Annotated in this window: 22 protein-coding genes; 13 read left to right on the top strand and 9 right to left on the bottom strand. The window is 62.0% G+C overall.

The features are described 5' to 3' along the window. Window positions 1-66: 66 nt before the first annotated feature. The 3 genes from arsB to arsH are packed head-to-tail and all read left to right on the top strand — an operon-like array spanning window position 67 to window position 2,335. Window positions 67-1,152 carry an ACR3 family arsenite efflux transporter gene (arsB, locus tag B0G74_RS06990; protein ID WP_132374119.1) on the top strand — a complete coding sequence of 362 codons (1,086 nt, stop codon included), beginning with the start codon at window positions 67-69 and terminating at the stop codon, window positions 1,150-1,152. After that, window positions 1,149-1,574: an arsenate reductase (glutaredoxin) gene (gene arsC, locus B0G74_RS06995; RefSeq protein ID WP_132374120.1), complete on the top strand. Its 426-nt coding sequence runs from the start codon at window positions 1,149-1,151 to the stop codon at window positions 1,572-1,574. Before arsB ends, arsC begins: the two co-directional genes overlap by 4 nt. Beyond that, window positions 1,571-2,335 (top strand): arsenical resistance protein ArsH, encoded by a 765-nt coding sequence (gene arsH, locus B0G74_RS07000; RefSeq protein ID WP_132374121.1) that lies wholly within the window; start codon window positions 1,571-1,573, stop codon window positions 2,333-2,335. The genes arsC and arsH overlap by 4 nt, the downstream gene beginning before the upstream one ends. Window positions 2,336-2,406: 71 nt before the next feature. On the opposite strand, the gene B0G74_RS07005 is transcribed toward arsH, so the two are convergent. After that, the gene (locus tag B0G74_RS07005) at window positions 2,407-3,027 is read right to left on the bottom strand and encodes a hypothetical protein (RefSeq protein ID WP_132374122.1); all 621 of its coding nucleotides are present in this window, start codon (window positions 3,025-3,027) and stop codon (window positions 2,407-2,409) included. Window positions 3,028-3,221: 194 nt separating this feature from the next. Next, window positions 3,222-3,974 (bottom strand): SDR family oxidoreductase, encoded by a 753-nt coding sequence (locus tag B0G74_RS07010; RefSeq protein ID WP_132374123.1) that lies wholly within the window; start codon window positions 3,972-3,974, stop codon window positions 3,222-3,224. 190 nt (window positions 3,975-4,164) lie between these two features. Here B0G74_RS07010 and B0G74_RS07015 point away from each other — a divergent pair, with 190 nt between their 5' ends. Beyond that, window positions 4,165-5,694: a PLP-dependent aminotransferase family protein gene (locus B0G74_RS07015; RefSeq protein ID WP_132374124.1), complete on the top strand. Its 1,530-nt coding sequence runs from the start codon at window positions 4,165-4,167 to the stop codon at window positions 5,692-5,694. 98 nt (window positions 5,695-5,792) lie between these two features. Here the strand turns inward: B0G74_RS07015 and B0G74_RS07020 are convergent, their stop codons facing one another. Both B0G74_RS07020 and B0G74_RS07025 read right to left on the bottom strand, forming a co-directional pair. Beyond that, complete coding sequence (locus tag B0G74_RS07020; RefSeq protein WP_132374125.1) at window positions 5,793-6,467, bottom strand: NAD(P)H-dependent oxidoreductase; 675 nt, start codon at window positions 6,465-6,467, stop codon at window positions 5,793-5,795. Next, window positions 6,464-6,931, bottom strand: a complete 468-nt coding sequence (locus B0G74_RS07025; RefSeq protein WP_132374126.1) for a GNAT family N-acetyltransferase — start codon at window positions 6,929-6,931, stop codon at window positions 6,464-6,466. Before B0G74_RS07025 ends, B0G74_RS07020 begins: the two co-directional genes overlap by 4 nt. Window positions 6,932-7,226: 295 nt before the next feature. On the opposite strand from B0G74_RS07025, the gene B0G74_RS07030 reads away from it, so the two are divergent. After that, window positions 7,227-7,649, top strand: a complete 423-nt coding sequence (locus B0G74_RS07030; RefSeq protein ID WP_132374127.1) for a hypothetical protein — start codon at window positions 7,227-7,229, stop codon at window positions 7,647-7,649. Between the two features lie 129 nt (window positions 7,650-7,778). On the opposite strand, the gene B0G74_RS07035 is transcribed toward B0G74_RS07030, so the two are convergent. After that, a complete protein-coding gene (locus tag B0G74_RS07035; protein WP_132374128.1) occupies window positions 7,779-9,359 on the bottom strand; it encodes an ABC transporter substrate-binding protein in 1,581 nt (526 codons plus the stop codon). Window positions 9,360-9,401: 42 nt separating this feature from the next. Next, window positions 9,402-11,471 (bottom strand): FAD-dependent oxidoreductase, encoded by a 2,070-nt coding sequence (locus B0G74_RS07040; RefSeq protein WP_132374129.1) that lies wholly within the window; start codon window positions 11,469-11,471, stop codon window positions 9,402-9,404. Between the two features lie 97 nt (window positions 11,472-11,568). Between B0G74_RS07040 and B0G74_RS07045 the strand changes: the two genes are divergently transcribed. The 6 genes from B0G74_RS07045 (at window position 11,569) to B0G74_RS07070 (ending at window position 18,202) form a co-directional block, all read left to right on the top strand. After that, window positions 11,569-12,516 carry a LysR substrate-binding domain-containing protein gene (locus B0G74_RS07045; protein ID WP_132374130.1) on the top strand — a complete coding sequence of 316 codons (948 nt, stop codon included), beginning with the start codon at window positions 11,569-11,571 and terminating at the stop codon, window positions 12,514-12,516. A 117-nt stretch (window positions 12,517-12,633) separates the two neighbouring features. Continuing rightward, on the top strand, window positions 12,634-13,116 hold the full coding sequence (locus B0G74_RS07050; protein WP_132374131.1) for a cupin domain-containing protein: 483 nt from the start codon (window positions 12,634-12,636) through the stop codon (window positions 13,114-13,116). A gap of 321 nt (window positions 13,117-13,437) precedes the next feature. Next, window positions 13,438-14,418 (top strand): ABC transporter substrate-binding protein, encoded by a 981-nt coding sequence (locus B0G74_RS07055; RefSeq protein ID WP_132374132.1) that lies wholly within the window; start codon window positions 13,438-13,440, stop codon window positions 14,416-14,418. A gap of 81 nt (window positions 14,419-14,499) precedes the next feature. Next, window positions 14,500-15,474, top strand: a complete 975-nt coding sequence (locus tag B0G74_RS07060) for a ribose ABC transporter (protein WP_132374133.1) — start codon at window positions 14,500-14,502, stop codon at window positions 15,472-15,474. Further along, window positions 15,471-16,250, top strand: coding sequence for an ATP-binding cassette domain-containing protein (locus tag B0G74_RS07065; protein WP_132374134.1), 780 nt, complete (start codon window positions 15,471-15,473; stop codon window positions 16,248-16,250). Before B0G74_RS07060 ends, B0G74_RS07065 begins: the two co-directional genes overlap by 4 nt. Window positions 16,251-16,720: 470 nt before the next feature. Then, on the top strand, window positions 16,721-18,202 hold the full coding sequence (locus B0G74_RS07070; RefSeq protein ID WP_132374135.1) for a sensor domain-containing diguanylate cyclase: 1,482 nt from the start codon (window positions 16,721-16,723) through the stop codon (window positions 18,200-18,202). A 207-nt stretch (window positions 18,203-18,409) separates the two neighbouring features. Here the strand turns inward: B0G74_RS07070 and B0G74_RS07075 are convergent, their stop codons facing one another. Then, window positions 18,410-18,703, bottom strand: a complete 294-nt coding sequence (locus B0G74_RS07075) for a hypothetical protein (protein WP_132374136.1) — start codon at window positions 18,701-18,703, stop codon at window positions 18,410-18,412. Between the two features lie 110 nt (window positions 18,704-18,813). On the opposite strand from B0G74_RS07075, the gene B0G74_RS07080 reads away from it, so the two are divergent. Next, the gene (locus B0G74_RS07080; RefSeq protein WP_132374137.1) at window positions 18,814-19,779 is read left to right on the top strand and encodes a helix-turn-helix domain-containing protein; all 966 of its coding nucleotides are present in this window, start codon (window positions 18,814-18,816) and stop codon (window positions 19,777-19,779) included. Between the two features lie 125 nt (window positions 19,780-19,904). Here the strand turns inward: B0G74_RS07080 and B0G74_RS07085 are convergent, their stop codons facing one another. After that, complete coding sequence (locus tag B0G74_RS07085; protein WP_132374138.1) at window positions 19,905-20,624, bottom strand: hypothetical protein; 720 nt, start codon at window positions 20,622-20,624, stop codon at window positions 19,905-19,907. A gap of 294 nt (window positions 20,625-20,918) precedes the next feature. On the opposite strand from B0G74_RS07085, the gene B0G74_RS07090 reads away from it, so the two are divergent. After that, complete coding sequence (locus B0G74_RS07090; RefSeq protein ID WP_132374139.1) at window positions 20,919-21,191, top strand: hypothetical protein; 273 nt, start codon at window positions 20,919-20,921, stop codon at window positions 21,189-21,191. 383 nt (window positions 21,192-21,574) lie between these two features. Here the strand turns inward: B0G74_RS07090 and B0G74_RS07095 are convergent, their stop codons facing one another. Then, window positions 21,575-21,862: a hypothetical protein gene (locus tag B0G74_RS07095; protein WP_132374140.1), complete on the bottom strand. Its 288-nt coding sequence runs from the start codon at window positions 21,860-21,862 to the stop codon at window positions 21,575-21,577. Between the last annotated feature and the right edge of the window lie 712 nt (window positions 21,863-22,574).

Here is a 22,574-nt window from a genome sequence, read left to right on the forward strand (position 1 = left end):
TGTGCTTTAACGCAGCGCAACTGCGAGAAATGCGCGCGATTGGCGAGAAGTCCACAGAGGAAGCCAATGAGCGGCACTGATACGGCGAACGACGGCGCACGGCCGACGATCGGATTTTTCGAGCGTTACCTCACGGTCTGGGTCGCTCTCTGCATTGTGGGCGGGATTCTGTTCGGCCAATTATTACCCCGGCTCTTCCAGTCGATTGGCGCAATGGAAGTGGCTCAGGTCAACCTTCCGGTCGGTGTGCTGATCTGGGTGATGATCATCCCGATGCTGGTCAAGATCGACTTTGCCGCCATGACCCAGGTTAAGAGCCAATGGCGCGGCATAGGCGTCACGCTGTTCGTGAACTGGTTCGTCAAACCGTTCTCGATGGCATTGCTCGGCTGGATTTTCATCCGCCACGTGTTTGCGCCGTTGCTACCCGTCGATCAGATCGACAGCTATATCGCCGGCCTGATCCTGCTGGCCGCCGCACCCTGCACGGCGATGGTCTTCGTATGGTCGCAACTCTGCAAGGGCGATCCGTATTTCACGCTCTCACAAGTGGCGTTAAACGACTCCATCATGATAGTGGCGTTCGCGCCGCTCGTCGCACTCCTGCTCGGCCTGTCTGCGATCGCGGTGCCGTGGGATACGCTGATCATCTCGGTTGGACTATACATCGTGGTCCCGGTCGTCCTCGCGCAACTGCTGCGCCGCAAGCTGCTCGCCAAAGGTGACGCGCATTTCCGCCAGGCGGTCGCGCGTCTCGGTCCCTATTCGATCAGCGCACTGCTCGCGACCCTCGTGCTGCTGTTCGCCTTTCAGGGGCAGGCGATCGTCGAGGAGCCGCTCGTGATCGCCATGCTCGCGGTGCCGATCCTGATCCAGGTGTTCTTCAATTCGGGCCTCGCGTACCTGTTGAATCGGCGGCTCGGTGTCGCGCACTGCGTAGCGGGGCCGTCCAGTCTGATCGGCGCGAGCAATTTCTTTGAGCTTGCGGTCGCCACGGCAATCAGTTTGTTCGGTTTCCGTTCAGGCGCGGCCCTGGCAACTGTAGTCGGCGTGCTGATCGAAGTGCCGGTGATGTTGTTCGTCGTCGGCGTGGTCAACCGCTCGCAGCATTGGTACGAAGCGAAACACGGCATCAAGGGGCAAAATGTATGAGCGTCACGATCTATCACAATCCCGATTGCGGCACGTCGCGCAACACGCTGGCGATGATCCGCAATGCCGGGATCGAGCCCGAAGTCATCGAGTATCTGAGGACGCCGCCCGATCGGAAGACACTGAAGGGGCTGATTGCTCGCGCCGGCTTGACGGTCCGCGCCGCGCTGCGTGAAAAGGGTACGCCCTACGCCGACCTTGGCTTGGGCGACGCGTCCCTGAGCGATGAGCAGTTGCTCGACACCATGATGCAGTACCCGATTCTGATCAACCGTCCGTTTGTTGTTACGCCGCTTGGCGTGCGCCTGTGCCGGCCCTCCGAGGTCGTGCTCGAGATCCTGCCTGCCGGGCAGAGAGGCGCGTTCGCCAAAGAGGACGGCGAGCAGGTCGTCGATAGCGAAGGCCGGAGGCTCCTCAGATGACGCAGGATATGCCCAACCTCAGCGCACCGCACCTCGACTCGCCGGATCTGCAGAAACTCGAACCCCGCACGGTTTCGCAGCACCCCCCAAGAATCCTCCTGCTCTTCGGCTCGCTGCGCCCCACGTCATACAGCCGGCTGCTCGCGCTGGAAGCCGAACGCATCCTGCGCCATTTCGGCGCGCAAACGCGGGTGTTCGATCCGCACGGCTTGCCGCTTGCGGACAGCGTGCCAGCCGATCATCCGAAGGCGGTTGAACTGCGCCAACTCTCGGAGTGGTCGGAAGGGCAGGTGTGGTGCAGCCCGGAGCGTCACGGAACACTGACGGCCGTATTCAAGAACCAGATCGACTGGCTACCGCTTGAAAGCGGTGGTGTTCGCCCCACGCAGGGCCGTACGCTCGCGGTGATGCAAGTGTGCGGCGGATCGCAATCGTTTAACGCGGTGAACGCGTTGCGCATTCTCGGCCGATGGATGCGGATGGTGACCATCCCGAATCAGTCCTCGGTGGCGAAGGCGTGGCAGGAGTTCGATGCGGATGGCCGGATGAAGCCCTCGTCGTATTACGATCGCGTCGTCGACGTGATGGAAGAGCTGTACAAGTTTACGCTACTGATACGTGACCGCTCCGACTACCTGAACGATCGCTATAGCGAGCGCAAGGAAGCGCACCCGGAGCTTGCAACGACGCTGGCAGCCGCCGCCATGAATCAGGAAACGGTGACCGCCAATGCGGACACCGACGACAGCGAAACTGAGTGACATCTGCGAGGATCGCGAAGAACCGATGCCGGCGCCAGGCAATCCGCAGCGGCCGTTGCCTTCGATCGAGATCAGAAAAAGGTATCCAACTCGTAATTCCGTTCGCCGGAAAATCCCATTGGATAGACGGAGGCGACAAATAACTCGCCGCCGATTTTGCGAATATTGATCGCAGCGCTCGTAACCTGTTTAGGCACGTCGCCGTTTTGCTCGAACCCGTAAATTGTGCCGTCTGTTACCGGAATGTTTTGGATCCATTTCTGCGGGTTACCGACGTTATTGTCCAACTCGTCGAGCGCTTGTTGTCCCTGTGTGCTGTTCAGCAGATATTGAGTGAGCCGGGCGGACGTATACCGATTCTCGGTACGGCTCTTTTTCAGCATATTCTTTTGGAGCTGGCTAAGTGTAACGAGGCCTGACGGGTGATCGCCACTATGATTTCGTTGCTCGATGTGTCCCCGGTGCATGTATTCATGCCCTTGCTTTTTTCCGGTATTGTTGTAAGGGATTCGACCGTCAGGTACTTGTCCGACAGGGCGGGGTGAGCCTGGCCCGTTTGTCAGTTCGTGACCGTTGCTACGATCAATCGCTCCCATGGCTTCTTCTATCGTGTAGTGCTTCTTCACATTCGGCATTTTGTCACCCAGCGAAATGGATATGAACTTTAGGCGAGGATCGAGCGCGCCGTCCAAAGCGAGACGGTATCTCCTGAAGCCTCGACGTTAACGGAACACTCGAGGCGTCTGTTTATTCCAGGTGCGCGGCTTTAAACCGATCGCTCGTCCTCAACTTACATTCATAGCGCTCACGGCGTGGGCTGAAAAAGGAACCGCCTGGTATTGCACATCGCAGATGGATTTCACACGAAGAAGATCAACGCGTGCAATCAACCCTTTTTAGCCTGCGCCAGCCACTGGTCAAGCCCGACGCGGCCAATCCGCGCGTCGCCGAGCGGCACGAGCGATTGTTCCTCGACGAGGCCGCCGTAGTACCGCGCGGCGCGATCCGTCACCACCGGGCGCGCGTCGCCTACCGATTTCAGATAACGCGCGATGATTTCCGCGAAGGGTGCGCGGTCCGGGCCGGCAATGTCGACCGTGCCGTTCAGCGGCGCGGCGAGCGCGACCTGCGCGAGGTTCGCCACGACATCGTCGACGGCGATCGGCTGAAACAGTCCTTCGCCGATGCGCACGGTGCCGCTGTCCGTGCTGAAATCCGCGATACCGCCGATGAACTCCATGAACTGCGTCGCGCGCACGATCGTGTACGGCACGCCCGCGGCTCTGATCACCTCTTCCTGCGCGACCTTGGCCGTGAAATACGCGTTCTCCGGCGAGCGGTCGCAGCCGACGATCGATAGCGCAACGTGATGGCGCACCCCTGCGGCTGCTTCGGCCTTGCCGAGGTTGCGCGCCGAGGTGCGGAAGAAGTCGAGTACCGCCTGCGGCTCCCATGACGGCGCGTTCGTCACATCCACGACGACGTCCGCGCCCGCGAGCGCGTCGCTCAGGCCGTCGCCCGTCACGCTGTTCACGCCGGTACGCGGCGACGCGGGAAGCGCTTCATGGCCCGCCTCGCTGAGCAGCGTGACGAGACGCGATCCGATCAGGCCGGACCCACCGATTACGACGATTTTCATGGCAGATTCTCCAGAAGAGAGTGAATGAACGCGGGGGGCGCCGGGCGAGCGTCGTATCGCATGAAAGTGTTCGCCGCCGTCGCATCGCGTGAGGCCATTGTGGAAGAATCATGCTCGATCGAAAAGTGCCAAGAATTATCGACCCGACTAGTCCAGCCCGTTTGCCGCTCACCTTGCCCGCGAGACCGTCATGACCGTACCGACTCCCGCTTTGACCATCGAAATCGATCGACAGCAGCTGTTGCCGATCTATCTGCAGATCTGCGAGCGCTTCAGGACCGCGATCGCCGCCGGGCATCTGCGTCCCGGCGATCGCGTGCCCGCGCTGCGCGGCCTCGCCACGCAGCTGAACACGGCGCGCGGCACGGTCGAGCTCGCCTACACCATCCTCGTCGACGAGGGCTACCTGCAGATGCGCGGCGCGGCGGGCACGTTCGTATCGCCGTCGCTGCCGGCATCGGTGATGCGCTCGTCGCGTGCGCAAGGTGTTCAGGATGCGCGCGGTAGTCAAAGCACTGAAGGTGCCGCCACGCCGCGGACGCCAACTGAATCGCGCGATGGTCAAGCGGCGGCGCGCCAGCTGGCCGTCACCGTCACCATGAGCGGCGAGCCAAGGCCGTTGCAACCCGGGCTGCCCGCGCTCGACGCGTTTCCAACCAAGGTCTGGAACCGGCTCGTTGCGCAGCGCGCGCGCAGCGGCGCACGCGCGATGCTCGCGTATCCGGACCCGGCCGGCTACCGGCCGCTGCGCGAACATATCGCCACCTATCTCGGGCTGTCGCGCGGCGTGACCTGCCTGCCGGAACAGGTGTTCGTGACCGGCGGCTACCGTGCGACGCTCGAACTCGTGTTGCGCAGTCTCGCCCGCCCGAACGATCGCGTGTGGTTCGAGGATCCCGGCTATCTGCTGGCGCGCGGTTTTCTCGCCGAGACCGGCGTGCAACTCGTGCCGGTGCCGGTGGATAGCGAAGGGATCGACGTCGAGCGCGGCACACTGCTGGATGCGCAGGCGCGCTTCGCCATGGTCACGCCGTCGCATCAAAGCCCGCTTGGGCACACGCTGTCGCTCGCGAGACGCATGGCGCTGCTGGACTGGGCAGGAAAGGCGTCCCGCTGGATCATCGAGGACGACTACGACAGCGAGTTCCGCTATCTGGGCCGGCCCTTGCCGGCTTTAAAGAGCCTCGACCGGCGCGATCGCGTGATCTATTGCGGCACGTTCAGCAAGGTGATGTTTCCCGGTTTGCGGCTCGCATATGTGGTGGTGCCGGAGCGGGCCGTCGAGCGCGTCGGGCGGGTGGCGCGCAGCATGAACGCCGGATCGCCGACGCTATTGCAGGCCGCCGTGGCGGATTTCATTGGGCAGGGGCATTTTGCGCGGCATCTGAAGCGCATGCGCGCGTTGTACGCCGAGCGGCGCGTGCTGATCGTGCGCGCGCTGGAGCAGGCGTTTGGCGAACGGCTGATTGTCGATTTGCCGCCAGGTGGAATTCAGTTCGCAGTGCAGTTCGCCGAAGGCCCCAATGGCCCGGTCGACGATGTCGCCGTCGCCGCGCGCGCCCGCGAGGCGGGGCTCGCGGTGCTGCCGCTTTCGATCTGGTACGCGAATGGCCGCGCGCGGCGCACGCTGCGCGGCCTCGTGATGGGCTTCGCTAACATTACCGATGCGGATGAAGCAGGCCGTCTCGCGCGAACGTTACGTGCGTGTCTGGACGGCTGACGCGCGGGGTATGTCTCCAGATCGCGAATTGGCGCGGCGTGGCACGCCTTCGCACGATGCGACAAGAGCGCTCTCGGAACGCATTCCGTCCGCGTGCTCTATGCGCTCCGCGCAGCGGGACCCGCCGTCGCCGTCGCTTTGCCGGCCGCCAGCGCGGCGAGCGAGGCGAACACTGCATCTCCGGTAAGTTGGGCGCGCGCCGCATCGAGCGCTTCGGCCACCATCGTTTCGCCCATTACGAGCCCCTGCAGGAGAAGAAACTGCACGCTTTGTATGCCGATCGAGCCGAGCGCGTAGCGCAGATACGGTGTCAGGAAATCCGGCTGCCGCGCGCGTTCGCCGCTATGCACGCCGCCCGAACCGACGATCACGATGCTCGGCCGGTCGCGCATCAGTCCGACCTTGCCTTCCGGCGTAGAGGCGAACGTGCGATGAATGCGCAGCGTGTAGTCGATCCACAGCTTGAGCGCTGCCGGCACCGTGAAGTTGTGCATCGGCGTGTTGATAATGAGCGCATCCGTCGTTTCGATTTCACCGATCAGTTGCTCCGAGACGTCGAATTGCGCGTTATCCGGCGTACGCGACGTGACAGCGCGGGCATAGTCGCGGGCGACCGGCGGCAGCGGTGCGGCTGCCAGGTCGCGTTCGATCACCTGGATGGCCGATGCAGCGGGTGCGGCGTGCCGGCGCAGCATGCCGACGATCTCGTCGGCGAAACGGTAGCCGTGACTCGCCTCGCCATGCGGGCTGGCATTGAGCAGCAAAATTCTCATGACGTTAGCCCGGCAGGATGGGAAAGAGGGGCGAGCGGTTCGACGAAGTGCATGCCGCGAGCGAGCAGTCCATTGCGGAAATAGAAGCGTTGCGCAAGCGGCATGTGCAGGCCCGTGTCGAGCACGAATTGCGCGCAGCCGGCTTCGCGCGCAATCTGCCGTACCGCGTCGAGCAGTTGCGCGCCGACGCCGCCACGCTGCAGGCTGCCATCGACAACCAGATCGTCGACATAGACGAAGCGGCCATACAACAGATTAGTCAGCGTGCGATAACCGGCGAGGCCGACGACGCTGCCCGCGTCGGACGCAGCGAGCAGGCGATAGCCTTCGGCATTCTGTCTGGCCACCTGCGCGGCGAACGAGGGCGCGTCCGTCAGGTGCGGGCGCAACTGGCGCATGACGTCGAATGCGGGCAGCAGCGCATCGGGCGTATCGAGGTGAACGAAGCGAAGCGAGGCGGGCATGTGTGTCTCCACAGGGAACGATGCTCACGATACCCCGCTTACGGCTCGGTCAACAGAGCCAAGAATCCACAATTCGACCGAGCCATCCGGCGCATGCGGTGTGCCGCCAGATAGCCGGACGGCGTCCATATCTGCGGCACAGCACACACACATGGCGGAAGTTTAGTCATCCGGCGCACATTGTGCTGCGCATCGTCTCTGTAGAACTCAGGACTGGGTGACGGCGCAATACGGGTACCGGCTCGGTGCGCGTCCCCGAAAAAACCAAATCGAAAAAACAAACGGGGAGTAACACATGTTGACAACATGGGGACACGGCATCTCACTCGCGATCATGCTCGCGGCAAGTGTTGCCGCGCACGCCGATGTGGACTGCGACGGCGGACGCGGCGGATACCGCTTTCAAACATCGGATGGCTGGTTTCAAAGCGACAAGCTGAAGCATTTCGCGGTCTCGGCGCCTTTCGGTGCGCTCGGCGCTTATCTGACACGCGACACCGAGCATCCCGTCATTTACGGCACACTTATCGGCACGGTACCTGGCTTGATCAAGGAAGGCATCGACGGCACCTGCCGTAGCAGCGGCTTTTCCTACAAGGATCTGGTTGCGGACCTGGCGGGCGCGTTGTCGGGGGCATTGCTGACCAATTGGGCCATCACCCTCAGTCGCGATGCGCGCGGCCACACCGTCGCGATCTCCTATACCAATCGCTTCTGAGTGACGAGGCGCGATCACTTCCCTCCGTGACGCCTCCCTTTTACGGAGGCAGGTTCGTCGAACGTGCGAGCATTGTCTTTGGCGCCGCTGGCATTCGCGAGGCCAGTTACAGCGCCCGCGAACGCTCGATCACGCGGCGTCGAGCCAGGCAAATTCCGCAAAGCGGTAGCCCATCAAGCGTCCCGAAGGCGAACCGGCGAGCCCTTTGACATGGCTGCTATGCGCGTCGATGAAGTTGATGAACGCAGGAATGATGATGCTGCCTTTCTCGTAGACGATGGTCTGCATATCGCCGTACATCTGCTTGCGCCTGGTTTCGTCCTTCTCCTGGCGCGCCTGCACCAGAAGCTCGTCGAACTGCGCATTCTTCCAGCCCGACTCGTTCCACACGGAATCCGACTTGAAGAATTGCGTGTAGAGCAGATCGAGCGTCGGCCGCGGCAGGATCGAGCCGTAGGTCATTGGATGCTTCATCCAGTGCGTCGACCAGTAGCCGTCAGCGGGCACGCGGCGCACGTCGAGTTTGAGGTCGGTCTGCATCGCGGCTTGCTGCAACATCTGCGCGGAATCGAGTGCGGATTCGATCGAAGGCGGCGCCACCATTTCCGCCGCCGTGCCGGACAGATTGGCTTTCTTGATGAGCGACTTCGCGCGGTCGGGGTCGTAAGTGCGCTGCGGCAGTCCCGCGAGATAGTACGGGTGCCAAGCGGGAACCGGATGATCGTTGCCGATGGTCGCATAGCCGCGCAGCAGTGTTTTCTGAATGCGCTCGCGATCATGCAGGGACTTGATCGCCTGGACGAACTCGGGGTTGCGGGTGGGCGTCGCGTCCTGACGCAGGATGAGATCGGTGTAGAGACCCGACTGGCTTTCGAGCACGCCGAAGCCGCCGGCGCGCTTGAGGCGCTCGACGTCCCGCGCGGGCACCGGCGAGACGAGCTGAATATCGCCGGCGAGCAGTGCGTTCAGGCGCGCGGCATCGTCGACGATGCCGACGAGCTGCACTTCGTCGAGATACGGCAGTCCCGGCTTCCAGAAGTTCGGATTGCGCGTGCCGACGCATCGGCCGCCCGGCATGAATTCCTTGCAGACGAACGGACCCGTGCCGTTGCCCTTGGAGAAATCCTTCGTGCCGGCGGCGACGATGACAAAATGCGGCACGGCGAGCAGCGCGGGCAGATCGACGTTGGGCGCGTTCAGCACGATCTCCACTTGCAGCGGCCCTGTCGCCTTGACAGAGTCGATGGCATCGGCAATCGATTTGGCTTTCGACGCCGTCATCGGGTCCTTGTGGCGCGAGAGCGAGAACACGATATCGTCCGCCGTGAGCGGCTTGCCGTCGTGAAAATGCACGTTCGGCTTGAGCTTGACGGTCCACCGCTTGTGATCGCTGGTGTCGAACGACTCGGCGAGTGCGTTCTGCACCTTGAAGTTGCTGTCGAACTCGGTCAGGCCGCTGTAGAAGATGAACATGCGCGAGTAGTCGGCGGTATGCGAGGCCTTCGCGGGATCGAGCGAATCGGACTGCGACTGGTTGGCCGTCGCGACGCGCAGGATGCCGCCTTGACGCGGCTTCGCAACGGCAGCGGCGGCCGCAGTCGCGGTCGTGGCCGCGCCGGCCCATGCGGACCAGCCTGCGGTTGCGGCGGCGCCGGCCGCGAGAAGCGTTTTCACGGCACGCCTGCGTTCGAGGTCGGGAGGCATGGTCATGGTCTGTCCTTTGAGTTCTGATCGAGCGGGAAGGGTGTTCGCCTACATCGCGACGCAGAGGCGATACGCGTCATAGATCGCTGTATGGATGTCGCGCGACGCCACCGCGTCGCCGATCCGGTAAAGATGGAACTGCGCGTCGCCGTTTGCCGCCTGCAAGACCGGCTGCGCGTTTCCGCGTGCGAATGCGGCGAGGTCAATTTGGCCGTCGTTGACCGAGTGCACGCGGGCGGCTTCGAAGAGATCGTCCACGGCGAGGGTCCCGCGTTCGACGACCACATGCTCCGCTTCCAGCTCCACGAGTTCGTCGGTCAACTGATGCCTGAAGATCGCGCGCAGCATGCCCGCGTTGTCCTGCCGCACTTCGCGCCGCACTTCGACGAGTTCGAGATGGGCGCGCACCGGCACCTGCCACTTTTCGAGGTTGCGCATCCACACGAGGTCGTCGCCCTTGCCGCCGGTTTCCTGCGCGGGCAACGCGTCGAGCAGGGCGAGGCGCACGTCGAGTCCCGCCGACACGAAGCGCTCGGCGCATAGATAGGCGTTATGACGGCCGGTGCCGTCGTAGACGAGCACGCGGCCGGCTCGCGGCGGTGTATCCGACAACGCATCGACCACCGAGCGGCACGATTCGCCGCCCGGCAGCGCGTCGAGATCGGGCGTGCCGCCGGTCGCCACGATCACCACGTCCGGGCGCTCCTGGAGTACGTCGCCGAGTTCGGCGTACTGGTTGTAGCGGATGTCGACCCGCAGCCGCTCCAGTTCGGCGAGACGCCAGTCGACGATGCCGATCAGATCCTTGCGCCAGCTTCCCGATGCCGCGAGCAGCACTTGTCCGCCTGCGCGGTCGGCCGCTTCGAGCAGCGTGACCCGATGGCCCCGGCTCGCGCACACACGCGCCGCTTCGAGTCCGGCCGGCCCCGCGCCGACGATCAGCACATGGCGAGGCGCCGCGGCCGGCGCAATGTCGTGCGGCAGGAAGGTTTCGCGCGCGGTCGCCGGGTTGTGGATACAGGTCGCCTTCGTATTGCGGCAATGCGAGCCCCCGACGCAAGGGCGCGCGGCCTCCTCGCGGCCCGTCTCGATGAGCCGCACGAGATGCGGCTCCGCGATGTGCGCGCGCGTCATGCCCACCATGTCGATGAGGCCCTCGCCGATCGCATAGCGCGCGGTGGCGAGATCGGCGATCTTGGCGGCGTGAAAGACCGGCAGCCGCACCGCGCGCCGGAACGCGGCGGCCTTGGAGAGCCACGGCGCGGACGGCATGAACATGCCGGGCATGCTGTTGACGACCAGCGACATCTTCGTGTCCATGCGTCCGTAGACCACGTTGAAGAAGTCGAAAAGCTCGCTCTGCTGCAGGATGCGGGCCATTTCCAGACTTTCTTCGAAGCTGCAGCCGTCTTCGAGCGCGAAGCGCAAGCCGACTGGATAGGCATCGCCGACTTCCTTGCGGATCGCCTCGTGAACCTCGATCGCAAAGCGGCACCGGTTCGCGGCCGAGCCGCCATAGCGGTCGCTGCGCAAGTTGACGGCCGGGTTGAGGAACTGCCCGATCAGATGGCCGCCCGCATGCGTCTCCAGGCCGTCGAGGCCGCCTTCCAGGCAGCGGCGCGCCGCGCGTCCGAAGTCGGCCACGATGCGCTTGATGTCGTGCTCGCTCATCGCTTGCGGGATCGCGCGATGCAGCGTTTCGCGGCGCGGCGACGGCGCGAGCATCGGCAGCCACGGTTCGGCGTACGGATCGCCGCGCCGGCCGAGATGGGTGATCTGACACATCAGGGCGGCGCCGTGGGCGTGCACGCGTTCGGAGAAGTGCCGCAGATGCGGGACGACTTCGTCGACGCCCATGTTGATCTGTTGGAACGTGTTGGGACTGTCGATGCTCACGTTCGACGAGCCGCCGAACATGGTGAGCCCGATGCCTCCCCTGGCCTTTTCCTCGTGATAGCGTTGATAGACTTCTTGCGGAAATTCGTTTTGAATGAGACGGCTCGCGTGGCTCGTGCTCATCACGCGGTTCTTCAGCACCAGGTGCTTGAGCGTCAGCGGTTGCAGCAAGGGATCAGACGAAGCGGCTGGCCGCGCTTCGTCCGCGTTGTGCTCTGTCATGTCGGGACTCTTTCGATGGGTCTGCCGACAAAGTAGAGTTGCCCTGAAAGCGCGTCAATTTACATGTTCGTCAACGTGGATAACATGGTGTTAGCAGATGGGACTTAGACTTCCTTCGCTTCAGGCGTTGCTCGTTTTCGAGGCCGCCGCGCGTCACATGAGCCTCACGCGTGCGGCGCTCGAACTGAACGTGACGCCGGTCGCGGTGAGCCGCATGGTGGCGCGTCTCGAAGACGCGCTCGGCTTCCAGCTGTTCTCGCGCACAAAAACCGGACTGGCCCTCACCGACGAGGGCGCGAAACTGCACGTCGCGGTGGCCTTGGGTTTCGGCCAGGTGAGCGACACGATCACCGAACTGAAGAGCCGCAAGGAAGAGAGCGAGACGGTCACGCTCTCCATCTCCAGCGGGTTCGCGTCGCAGTGGCTGCTGCCGCGCCTCGAGCGCTTTCAGCATGCGTTTCCTTCGGTGAACCTGCGCTTGCAGGTGATGGCAAGCCGCCTGTACGGTCCGCTCGATGGCGCCGATCTCGGCATTCGTTTGCATAAGCCCGGTTCCGAGCACGATGCGCTCTGTTTCTGTCCGGAGCTGATCATCGCCGTGTGCAGCCCGGGCTATCTCGCGGAGCACGGCCCCCTCGACGCGCCGCGTCAGGCGGGCGGCCACACGCTGATTCACCTCGAGCCGACGACGCATACGTGGGCCGACTATTTCGAGCTGACGCGGGTGATGAACCATGCATCGGCGAAACACGCCAGCTACTCCGATCCGGGCCTCGCGCTGCAGGGCGCCATGCTCGGGCACGGGGCGCTGCTCGGCTGGCTTCTCGCGGTCGCCGCGCCGCTCAATACAGGGGCGGTCGTCCCCGCGTCGGACCGGTTGGTGGAGACGGGTTGCAATTACGTGCTGGAATGCCGTACGCGCGAGCCATCGGGATCGGTGCGCAAGGTGTCCCAATGGCTGATCGACGAGATGCGCGCAGAGCTGGCGAAGGTCGCGCCGATACTGGCGTCTCTGGAACGGATAAGGAGTGGCGCATTGAATTGATGCTGGCAGCACGGGCCGAACGTGAGAGTCGATCAGCGCCCGTGCGGCGAATGACGGCGTTTCGTCGAACTCTCGGTAACCCGTTATCATCTTTCTCGTCCTCAAGGAGAACAAGCGATGGGTCGCCCCGATTTCATCAAACACTGGACCGAACTGGAAGAACCCCATGCGCATTGCTATCGCGGCGATTCAGAGCCGATGGGCCTTGACGCGCCACTCTCCGCCGCGATGGGGATTACGCGGATCGGCATTCATCATGTGAGGCTTCTGCCGGGTCGGCGCACTTCATATCCGCACGCCGAAAGCACCGAACAGGAGTTCGTCTACGTGCTTCATGGCAGGCCCGATGTCTGGATCGACGGCGTTCTGCATGCTCTTGCCGAAGGCGACTCGGTGGCGTTTCCGGCCGGCACCGGTATCTGCCACACCTTCATCAACAATACTGAAGACGAAGTCAGGCTGATGGTGATCGGTGAGCGGCCGCGCGAAGACAACCGTATCCGGTATCCGCTCAACGAAGCGCACGAACTGACGCGCGCGGACCGCTGGACGGACTGGCCGCTCAGGCCGATCGGTGATCACAACGGCATGCCGGACTGACCGCGTGCGTGCTGGGCGGACGGCACGGCATTGCCTCAAGGTCGATCGATTCGAATCGCCGGGACCTGGCGCCGCGAGACACCACCATACAGGCCGCAAGGCTGCGCCGCCGACGCGGCGCCGGGTAGGCGAGACGGCAGCCACGGCACAGGGCAATCCCGGCCCATCAGCGCGACTATGCGGAAACGATGCAGGAAAACACCAGGGTCGATCCTGACGCTCGTCAGTATACTGGCCAACTGCCGGACGCCGTCACTTCGGGAAGGTCAGAACGAGTCAGGTCAGGCGCCGTTCGTCGGACTCAACAGGAGGAAGACAAAAATGAAGCGCATCGTTTCCCACTATCTGATTGCACTTGCAACGATCGTTGCATCTTCGCTCACGGGGCCGGCTTATGCGGATGCCGCGCGTCCCGTCGTCGCGTTGCTGCCGGGCGTCACCGATCCTTTCTACTTCACGATGCACCGTGGCGCCGAGCGGGCCGCAAACGAAGAACACGTCCAGTTGTTATTCCAGGTGCCGAAGGCATGGAACACCACCGAGCAGGTGCCGATCCTCAAGGCGTTCATTGCCAAACGCCCCGATGTCCTGCTGGTTTCACCGGTCGACAAGCAGCAACTGATCGGACCGCTGAAGGAAGCGGCCGACGCCGGCATCAAGGTCATCACGGTCGATACGTATATCGGCGACGGCCACTATCAGACCGGCAAGGGCGACGCGGATTTCCCGTTGTCCTACATCGCTTCGGATAACCTGGAAGGCGGGCGCGTGGCGGCGCGCTCGCTCGCGAAGGCCATCGGCGACAAGGGCACGGTCTATTGCGAAAACAACAAGCCGGGCATCTCGAGTACCGATGCGCGTGCCGAGGGTTTCCTCGACGAGATGAAGAAGCACCCGAACATCAAGGTGCTGCAGACGCAATATAACGAGGACGATGCGAACCGCGCTGCATCCCACGTCGCCGCGGTGCTCGCGCGCAACCCCGACCTTGCCGGCGTGTTCGGTGCCAACACGTTCTCCGGCAGCGGCGCCGCCCAAGGCGTCAAGGCGGCCGGCAAGCAAGGCGTTGTCAAGGTGGTGGTGTTCGACGCCGTGCCTGGCATCGACCAGCAGCTCAAAAGCGGCCTCGTGGATATCGCGATCGCGCAGCGCCCGGATGAAATCGGCTATTACGGCGTGAAGTTCGCGGCAGACGTGATTCGCGGCAAGAAGATTCCGCCCTTCAAGAGCACCGGCTTCGTGGTGCTCGACAAGACGAACATCGATCAGCCGGACATGAAGAAGTACATCTATTCGAACTAGACAAGCGCTGTCGAACGAGGACCTATCCCGGCGTGCGCCGCAGCGCGCACGCACGTCATTTCCGACTTCCCGGACGACTCGATGGACAACTCACGGCTCGACAGGCTCGCACTGATCAGCAGGCTCTGGCCCTGGCTTTTCCTGTGTGCGCTACTAGTGTTTTTCGAAGTCTGGGCGCGGATAGCGGATCATCGCTCATTCATCTTCAACGCCTACAACCTGCAGTCGATCGGACTGGCGGCCAGCGCGCCGCTACTGCTCGCGATCGGCCAGACGTTCGTGATCATCACGGCGGGCATCGATCTGTCGGTAGGTTTTGTGATGGGGCTGGCTGCCGTGTGTGTCGCGCAATTCACGCTACTGGGCAGCGGCTCGCCGTGGATCCTGCTGTTCTCCATTCCACTGACCGTCGGGGTATGCGCGATTCCGGGGCTCGTCAACGGCGTACTGATTGCGCGGTTCGGTGTGCCCGCCTTCATCGGCACGCTCGGCATGTATGGTGTCGCACGAGGTGTGGGTTTTCTGGCGGCGGGCAGCGGCATGACCGTGGCGGTGGACAATGCCGGCCTCGCGTGGCTCGGGCGCGGCTGGACCCCGGTGGCGCTGACCGCCGTTTTGCTGGTCATCATGCATGTCGTGCTGTCGAAGACGCGGTTCGGCCAGTACACCTATGCAATCGGCGGCAATTCACAGTCGGCGATCCGCGCCGGCATCAATGTCAGGCGTCATCTGCTGGTGATCTATCTGATCGCCGCTGCGTTTGCCGCTGTCGGCGGCACCGTCTATACGGCGCGCTTTGCCGCGGGCGCTGCCAACGCCGGGGAGCCAATGCTGCTCGACTCGATTGCGGCAGTCGTGATCGGCGGGGCGAGTCTGTTCGGCGGGACCGGCAATGTCATCGGCACGCTGATTGGCGCACTGATCATCGCGGTGATCGAGTTCGGACTGGTATTCATCGACGTCAACGCGTTCTGGCAATTCATCGTGGTCGGCATCGTCATCATCATGTCGGTGCTGATCGATCAGTACAAGGAACGTCTCGGAGGCGCCCAATGAGCACCCCGATCCTCGAGGCGCGCGATATTTCGATCCGCTTCGGCGGCGTGGAGGCGCTGCGGCGCGTCTCGCTGCAACTGATGGCGGGCGAAGTGCTGGCGCTCGCCGGCGACAACGGCGCGGGCAAGTCGACGCTCATCAAGATCCTCTCCGGTGTCTACCATGCCGACGCGGGCCACTTGCGGTTCAACGGCTCACCCTTGCAGCTGCGCGACCCGCAGGACGCTCGCGCGCAGGGGATCGAGACGATCTATCAGGATCTCGCGCTCGCCGACAACCTCGATGTCGGCAGCAATATTTTCCTCGGACGCGAGCCGACGCGCCGGCAATTCGGGCTTCAGGTCATCGACCGGCCGCGCATGGCGCAGGTCGCACGCGAAGTGCTCGAGCGCCTCGATATCGTGATTCCCGAGCGCAAGCTCGGCGGCCCGGTGAAGATGCTCTCCGGCGGCCAGCGGCAGGCGATTGCGATCGGCCGCGCCATTTACTGGAATGCGCGTGTTCTGATCATGGACGAGCCGACTGCCGCGCTCGGCGTACCCGAACAACGCAAGGTCATGGAATTGATCGCCGCGCTGAAAGCCCAAGGCGTGTCCGTGATTCTGATCTCGCATAATCTTCACGACATTTTTGCCATTGCCGATCGCATCGTCGTGCTGCGGCGCGGTGAGGTCGCCGGCGAACGGCTCGTGGCCGGGACTAACGGCGACGAGATCGTGCATCTGATCGTCGGCGATACGTACGCGAGCACGAATACGCGGGGATCGGGCCACTGAGCGATGCGCCGGCGGACAAATCGGCGCGGATCGGGCGACACATTCCCGAATCCCAAGAGACGACAGTTCGTTATTGAGTCGCTCGCTTTGGCAGCGGGAGGTTATTTGATAATGGAAAAATCATTGCACTGGATAATTTATTTGTAGCGGAATATTTGAGTTGTCGGAATTCAATGGAATATAAAAGTTTCTCGTTTGCCAAAACGGAATCGCGACTGTTCCAAGTTTAGGCTCCGGGCGTGCCAGTCGCGGAGCAGCCGTCATCGACCGACGATTTGATACGCAGTCTACGGCGTATAGCACTTCATCTATTTCATCAGACAATACGATCGTCCTTTTTTATTTCGCCAGAAACAATAAACTTTTTGCGAGGTTTGTCGTTAAAGCATTGCGCGACCTAAGAAACGCCGGCCCGTTACTTTCGGTGCACTGAGAGATTCGCGTTCGCCTGTGCAGTGTGAAAATGAACCATGGATCGAACAATTTACGCCACGAACAGCATCAGATCCTCCCGCCACGCGCTCGTTCTGGTGCCCGCGCTGACCGTTCTGGTCCTCGGCATCTTGTGGGTAACCATACTGTTGCGCTTGCAGGTCGAGAAAGCATCCGTGATGCGCGACACACGCGTGGCTGCCCGCACGCTGGCCGATGCTTTAGAAACCCATACGTTGAAGACCGTCCACGATGTCGACGAGATCGCGTTGCTGGTCAAATACGGATACGAGCGTACGCCGCAAACCTTCGATCTGGCAGCGTATCGTGCCTACGGGCTGATTACCGCGGACACGGCATTACAGGTCACCATTGCGGGTGCCGACGGCCGCGTGATTGCATCGACTTTGCCATTTTCGGGGACGGTCGATCTCAAGGACCGGGAACATTTCCGGGTCCACCTTTCCCCTGCCAACATCGGGCTCTTCATCAGCCAGCCTGTGATCGGACGTATTTCCAGGCAGTGGTCCGTTCAGGCAACCCGCCGTATCGATCGCCCGGATGGAGGTTTCGGCGGCGTAGTGATCGTCTCGGAAGATCCGGCTTATCTGACCGATGGCTTCTACAACAATGCCGCGCTGGGCGAGCGAGGCATGATTGCCGTTTTGTCGGGCCGTGGGTTCATGTTGTCGCGTCGTGCGGGTAATTCACCGAGCCGGTCTGGCGAGGCGCTGCCGAGTAGCTATGTTCCACTCGGCAAGACGGTGCTGGCCGACTTCTCCGATCCGATCGATCATGTCGAACGTGTGGTTGCAAGCCGCCATCTCGAGAAATATGGTTTGACCGTCGTCGCCGGCCTTTCCGTCGACGAGGCGCTGGACGATTACTACAGGATGCGTCGCGTGTATGTGACGATGGCCTCGACCATCACGGTGATGCTCACGGCATTATCGGCCTGGATTACTGCTCTGATCGTCAAACTCCTCAACGGTAAAGAAGAATTGCGGCGTCTTTCTCAAACGGACCGGCTGACGGATTTACCGAACCGCGGCAAAATTGTGGACCTGCTCGACGAGGCGATCGCGGCACCGGGCGCGGTCGGAAAAGTCGCTGTCATTTTTGTCGATCTGGATAACTTCAAAGACCTCAACGATACGTACGGCCACCAGTGCGGCGACGAAGTGCTGGCTATGGTGGCGACGCGCCTCCAGGCTACCGTACAGGAGCGTGGCGTAGTAGGGCGCCTCGGCGGAGATGAGTTCCTTCTTGTACTCACGACTGACGCTATAACCGACGTAATCGAACGGATGGTCACCGAATTGACCGCTGCTCTGCAGGCTCCCCTGAATTCACGTTGGGGTGTTGAGACGGTCGGTGCGAGCTTCGGTATTGCTATTCTGAATGCGGGTGAGGACTCGTGTGAACTCATCAGGAAGGCGGACTTCGCGATGTATCAAGCCAAGAATCGCGATCCCGCTTATCGAATAGATTCAAGCACAGACCGCATTTTTGCCGGGTGAGTTTTCCATTGCGCGGGCAAGAGGGACCGACTCGAAGACCACGCGAGGCCGCCGTGAGTTTTTTCGAGGGAAGACTTAATCAAGTCGTGCATGCTGGGTATCTTTCTGAATCGGCCCTTCGAAGCGGGCGATCCATCGCCAGCGCAACCTTATTCGATTGCTCGTTAGGATCACGAAGCTGAGATGGATCGCCGTTCATGGCAATGCTTACTTGCCTTGAATCAGCATGCCAAGCGGAGCGAGCGGGCCGACGGGCAACAGATCGAACTTCATCAGCTCAGCAGCGGTGAGCGGCAACGCATCCACTGCCGCCTTGGCGTGTTCGACCGACTGGACTTCCATGAGAAAGATCACGCCCGCCGCGTTCTCACGGAACCAGAACTGTTCGATCTTGCCATCGAGGTAGAGCTTGAGGGTGTCGGGAACTTCCTTCGGCATGATCTGCTGGCGCTGGTCTGGCGTGAGCGGCTGAACGAGCGATCCGATAGCGAAAACTTTCATGAGCGAACTCCTGAGTCAATCTTCATTGGGATGTACAACGGGGATCACTGTAGCGGTCGGGCAGAAAAACCGGTATCGTCGTAAATGCCAACTTTAGGGTCGTTTACGCCATGCGCATTTCCATCCTTGCCCTTGAGGGATTGTTCGACACCGGGCTCACCGTCCTGCTCGACGCGTTCACGCTCGCCAATAAATTTTCAGCCCTGCAAATGGGCGGAACACCTTATTTCGATGTGTCGATCGTCGGCGTGCGAAAGAGGGTTCGGTCCGGACAAGGGTTGGTCATACCCGTGCACGCAGTCACCGCGGACTTGAAGCCGGACTGGGTCATCGTTCCTGCACTGAATACCGGAACGCCGGAGCAGCTGATCCCAGCTCTCGATCGACCGGACGCGAGGAAAGCCAAGGCGCAACTGCTGGAATGGCATGCTGAAGGCGCGCGTATCGCCGCGTCCTGCATCGGGACGTTCCTTCTGGCAGAAACCGGACTGCTCGATCACCGGGAAGCGACGACGACGTGGTGGCTCGGTCCGCTATTTCGGCAACGCTATCCAAATGTTTTGCTCGACGAGTCTCGCATGCTGGTGCCGACAGACGTGGGCGTGACGGCCGGCGCGGCGATGGGGCATCTCGATCTCGCCCTGTGGTTGATACGCAAGGCTAGCCCCGAACTGGCGACCGTCGTCTCCCGTTACCTGCTTGCCGATATTCGCTCCTCGCAGGCGCCTTACATCATTCCCAACCATCTGGCGCAGGCGGATCCGCTTATTCTTCGCTTCGAACGGTGGGCGCGAGACCATCTCAAGGCCGGGTTCTCGCTGCAGGAAGCCGCCAACGCGCTGGCGACGAGCGCGCGGTCATTGCAACGCCGGTGTCAGGAGGTGCTCGGCAAATCGCCGCTGGCCTACTTCCAGGATCTGCGTGTCGAACGTGCGCAGTCTCTCCTGCACGGCAGCGGTCTCGGCCTCGACGCGATCGCTGCCGAGGTAGGTTACGTCGACGGAGCGACGTTACGAACACTTTTGCGTCAGCGCCTGGGACGGGGAGTGCGCGATCTTCGCGCCGACCTGCGCTGACGGCGCTCATTGCGGTATTCGAGGTGGAAATCGCTGTGGTTCGGGCGGCCACGCACCGTCGTGGGTCAGAGTCCGCTTGCGGCGCAGTAACGTTCCGCGCGCCGCTGCTGTTGTGCGCTTCTGTGTTACCCCAACGAGTTCGCCAGAGCGCGTAGAGTGTGACTCGGATCATCTTCGATGGGCGAACCGTGCGACACGAGAATGCGTTTCAGCGACGGGAGTTCCGCCCACTCCAGAAGCTGAGCGCGCAGCGCCTCTTTATCCGCGACGAGGATCAGCTTCACCGGCTTCGGAATATGCGGTTCGTCTCCCGCGAACCCCATCATGCGCAGGAACCAGCCGCCGAACCCGGATTCATGGCGAATGTTGCCGACCAGATCGTTCAATACCAGCGTCGTACCGTTCTGCGTGCGGATGACGAGCGCCGCCTCATGTCCACGTGTTCCAGGGACCGTGACGAACTGCACGTTCGGATCGCCGAAGCCGGGGTCCGTCGTGTCGACGTGCACCGCTTCTTCCACCTTCGCCCGCGACCCTTCGGGCGCAACGACCTGCATTAACGGGTAGCGCTCTTTCCAGATTTTTGCGTCCAGCCGATGATGGTCGTTGGGCACCACCAGAAAGGCGGGGCGCCCATAGTCTTCGAGCGCTTGCATCTCGAGTTCATCGAGCGCAATTGCACTGAATATGACCAGTCGCGAATCGTTCAAACGTGCCACCGTCATACGTCGCGGGAGGTCGGTGAGCGGCATATGGAGTTCGCCGGTCACGGTGAGTACGTTTTCGTCGAATTCCGTGAGCTTGCCGTGCGGCAAGACTTTCCACTGCTGAAAAGGCTTGGTCATGGTTGGTCTCCTTTGCTGGAGGCAGTCACCGTAGATATGCAGTGTGCGCGCAAATAGAGGACCGTCAAGCGGATGATGTGAATGACGCGTGTGCTCTCCGCGTCCATCGCACACAGGCTCTGAGCCCATGTGAAGCGGTCCCCAACCCGGTCAGAACGGCAACAGTTTTCGAACCTGATATTGCGGCAGGAACTATTCGGAAATTCCCTTCGCCTCTATGCTGCAACTGCGATGTACACTTTCCAGCAGGGGCATTCCACTGTTCAGGGCCGGGCAGAACACGCAGGATCATCAATGAAAAGAATCTACGGGTACAAAGGCTTTGAGGTCACCGTGGAGCTGGAGCCGGTGTGGGAGACCGCGGGCAGCGTCACGCTGCTGCCCCCGCGCGGCTTCGTCGCCGTCGTGCAGGTCAGAACGATGGGCGCGGTGGGCGCAACGCGCCCCGTGGTTGCTCCGATCCGCCTCGGGGCAACCATCCAGCAACCCTTCCCGACACAGGCCGAGGCGCTCATGGCAGGATATAGTGCCGGGCAGCGCGTAGTGGACGACACGTTCGCACGCTGACGACGGTTCGTTACTGAACAGTTCTGATTGGCGGATTGTTCCTGTGGCGGCCCTTTATATCGCCTGTATCGCCTGTATCGTCTGTACCCTCGAAGTCAAAGCCGCCGGACGACTCGTGCAGATGCTGGCGAGATTCGCGAACGAAAAAAAGCCGCAGACATCGCTGCGGCCTGAAAACACACGCCGCGCATGGAGCGCTGACGTTGATTCCATCCTACACATCCGCGTTTCTGAAGCAATCAGGTGTCTCGTCTGAGTATTTGCGAGCCGCCGTATTGCCGCGTCTGCCGTGTAGCGAGCCTGGGTCATCGCTGGCGACGGCGTTGCGCAATGGCCACAGGGCCAGTCAGTCGTCCGGCATCAGAACCACGGTATGCGGAGTTTCATCTGGCCTGGGCCTTCGCCGACATATCGTTCTGCCGGCTCAATGAAGGAGCCTTCGTCACGGTGAGGTTATCGTCGCGGGCGTCGATCCAATCGATCGCCCATTGCCGCGCGACCTCGATTGCCTCGTCTTCGGTTTCGAACCAGGCGAGATTGCGCTCGATGTGCATTTCCGTGTCCACATCGTCGTCAGGCGACGCCCGGATGATCCGCGCATGCGCGAAGAACTGACCAAGCGAAAAATCCGGGGTTGCGTCAATGACCCAGCCGCCGTACTCGTACTTCATGATTGCCTCCAATACCTGCTAAGCGCGATTCGAACAGACAAAGCATGGATTCGTCAGGCTGTATTCGCTAAACCTCCGCGGGTGAATTGCCGACTTCGGGGTCGGTTGGCCGGGCAGCACGCAGCCCGTCGACTCCGCGACGCCATATCGTTATAGATCATTCGTGGTCGAACTGGCCGCGCGGAGCAGGGGCCAGCGATATGCACAAGGGTATCCGTGAGACTTGTCAGCGATGCTTCTGGTTCTGGAAAAGACGCCAGGTTTGCAAAAAAATTTAGTCCGAGCGATCTCCGACCTGGCCGTTCGTTTCGCCGACTGCAACGCACGTCCACGTGCGGATCCTGAATTGGCCGCCGCGTTGTAATTGCCGCCGAGCTCTGCGTGCTTGTCCAGGTCGGCTCAATGGAACGCGGCGGGTGGCATTACGCCAAACGCACAAAGCGCTCAATTGTCATCCGACCTGGGCGGCAGATGCTCGTGCGGCACCGGCTCCGCTTCCGCGGCATCCGGAAGATCGACCTTGGTGCGTGACGCAGGTTTAGGAGCCGGCGACCGTGTGCCCGGCGTAACCCCGCGGACGGGATGGTCCGGAATTCCTGGCCGGCGAATGGGGCGTGTGGTCGGGGTTGAGGGCATGATTTCCTCCTGCGCGGACGTGACCAGCAACAACCATGATACCTCTGTCGGAGACACAGAACGTATCCGCTCAAGC

Origin of the sequence: Paraburkholderia sp. BL9I2N2, from assembly GCF_004339745.1 — a bacterium.
Classification (GTDB): Bacteria; Pseudomonadota; Gammaproteobacteria; order Burkholderiales; family Burkholderiaceae; genus Paraburkholderia.

What these genes read in the sequence shown, in the direction of transcription:
- arsH (WP_132374121.1), top strand. Translation starts at nt 1,571, where the DNA reads ATGACGCAGGATATGCCCAACCTCAGCGCACCGCACCTCGACTCGCCG.
- B0G74_RS07045 (WP_132374130.1), top strand. Translation starts at nt 11,569, where the DNA reads ATGGGACTTAGACTTCCTTCGCTTCAGGCGTTGCTCGTTTTCGAGGCC.
- B0G74_RS07065 (WP_132374134.1), top strand. Translation starts at nt 15,471, where the DNA reads ATGAGCACCCCGATCCTCGAGGCGCGCGATATTTCGATCCGCTTCGGC.
- B0G74_RS07085 (WP_132374138.1), bottom strand. Translation starts at nt 20,624, where the DNA reads ATGACCAAGCCTTTTCAGCAGTGGAAAGTCTTGCCGCACGGCAAGCTC.
- B0G74_RS07095 (WP_132374140.1), bottom strand. Translation starts at nt 21,862, where the DNA reads ATGAAGTACGAGTACGGCGGCTGGGTCATTGACGCAACCCCGGATTTT.
- B0G74_RS07060 (WP_132374133.1), top strand. Translation starts at nt 14,500, where the DNA reads ATGGACAACTCACGGCTCGACAGGCTCGCACTGATCAGCAGGCTCTGG.
- B0G74_RS07035 (WP_132374128.1), bottom strand. Translation starts at nt 9,359, where the DNA reads ATGACCATGCCTCCCGACCTCGAACGCAGGCGTGCCGTGAAAACGCTT.
- B0G74_RS07075 (WP_132374136.1), bottom strand. Translation starts at nt 18,703, where the DNA reads ATGAAAGTTTTCGCTATCGGATCGCTCGTTCAGCCGCTCACGCCAGAC.
- B0G74_RS07055 (WP_132374132.1), top strand. Translation starts at nt 13,438, where the DNA reads ATGAAGCGCATCGTTTCCCACTATCTGATTGCACTTGCAACGATCGTT.
- B0G74_RS07015 (WP_132374124.1), top strand. Translation starts at nt 4,165, where the DNA reads ATGACCGTACCGACTCCCGCTTTGACCATCGAAATCGATCGACAGCAG.
- B0G74_RS07070 (WP_132374135.1), top strand. Translation starts at nt 16,721, where the DNA reads ATGGATCGAACAATTTACGCCACGAACAGCATCAGATCCTCCCGCCAC.
- B0G74_RS07025 (WP_132374126.1), bottom strand. Translation starts at nt 6,931, where the DNA reads ATGCCCGCCTCGCTTCGCTTCGTTCACCTCGATACGCCCGATGCGCTG.
- B0G74_RS07040 (WP_132374129.1), bottom strand. Translation starts at nt 11,471, where the DNA reads ATGACAGAGCACAACGCGGACGAAGCGCGGCCAGCCGCTTCGTCTGAT.
- B0G74_RS07090 (WP_132374139.1), top strand. Translation starts at nt 20,919, where the DNA reads ATGAAAAGAATCTACGGGTACAAAGGCTTTGAGGTCACCGTGGAGCTG.
- arsC (WP_132374120.1), top strand. Translation starts at nt 1,149, where the DNA reads ATGAGCGTCACGATCTATCACAATCCCGATTGCGGCACGTCGCGCAAC.
- B0G74_RS07020 (WP_132374125.1), bottom strand. Translation starts at nt 6,467, where the DNA reads ATGAGAATTTTGCTGCTCAATGCCAGCCCGCATGGCGAGGCGAGTCAC.
- B0G74_RS07030 (WP_132374127.1), top strand. Translation starts at nt 7,227, where the DNA reads ATGTTGACAACATGGGGACACGGCATCTCACTCGCGATCATGCTCGCG.
- B0G74_RS07050 (WP_132374131.1), top strand. Translation starts at nt 12,634, where the DNA reads ATGGGTCGCCCCGATTTCATCAAACACTGGACCGAACTGGAAGAACCC.
- B0G74_RS07010 (WP_132374123.1), bottom strand. Translation starts at nt 3,974, where the DNA reads ATGAAAATCGTCGTAATCGGTGGGTCCGGCCTGATCGGATCGCGTCTC.
- arsB (WP_132374119.1), top strand. Translation starts at nt 67, where the DNA reads ATGAGCGGCACTGATACGGCGAACGACGGCGCACGGCCGACGATCGGA.
- B0G74_RS07080 (WP_132374137.1), top strand. Translation starts at nt 18,814, where the DNA reads ATGCGCATTTCCATCCTTGCCCTTGAGGGATTGTTCGACACCGGGCTC.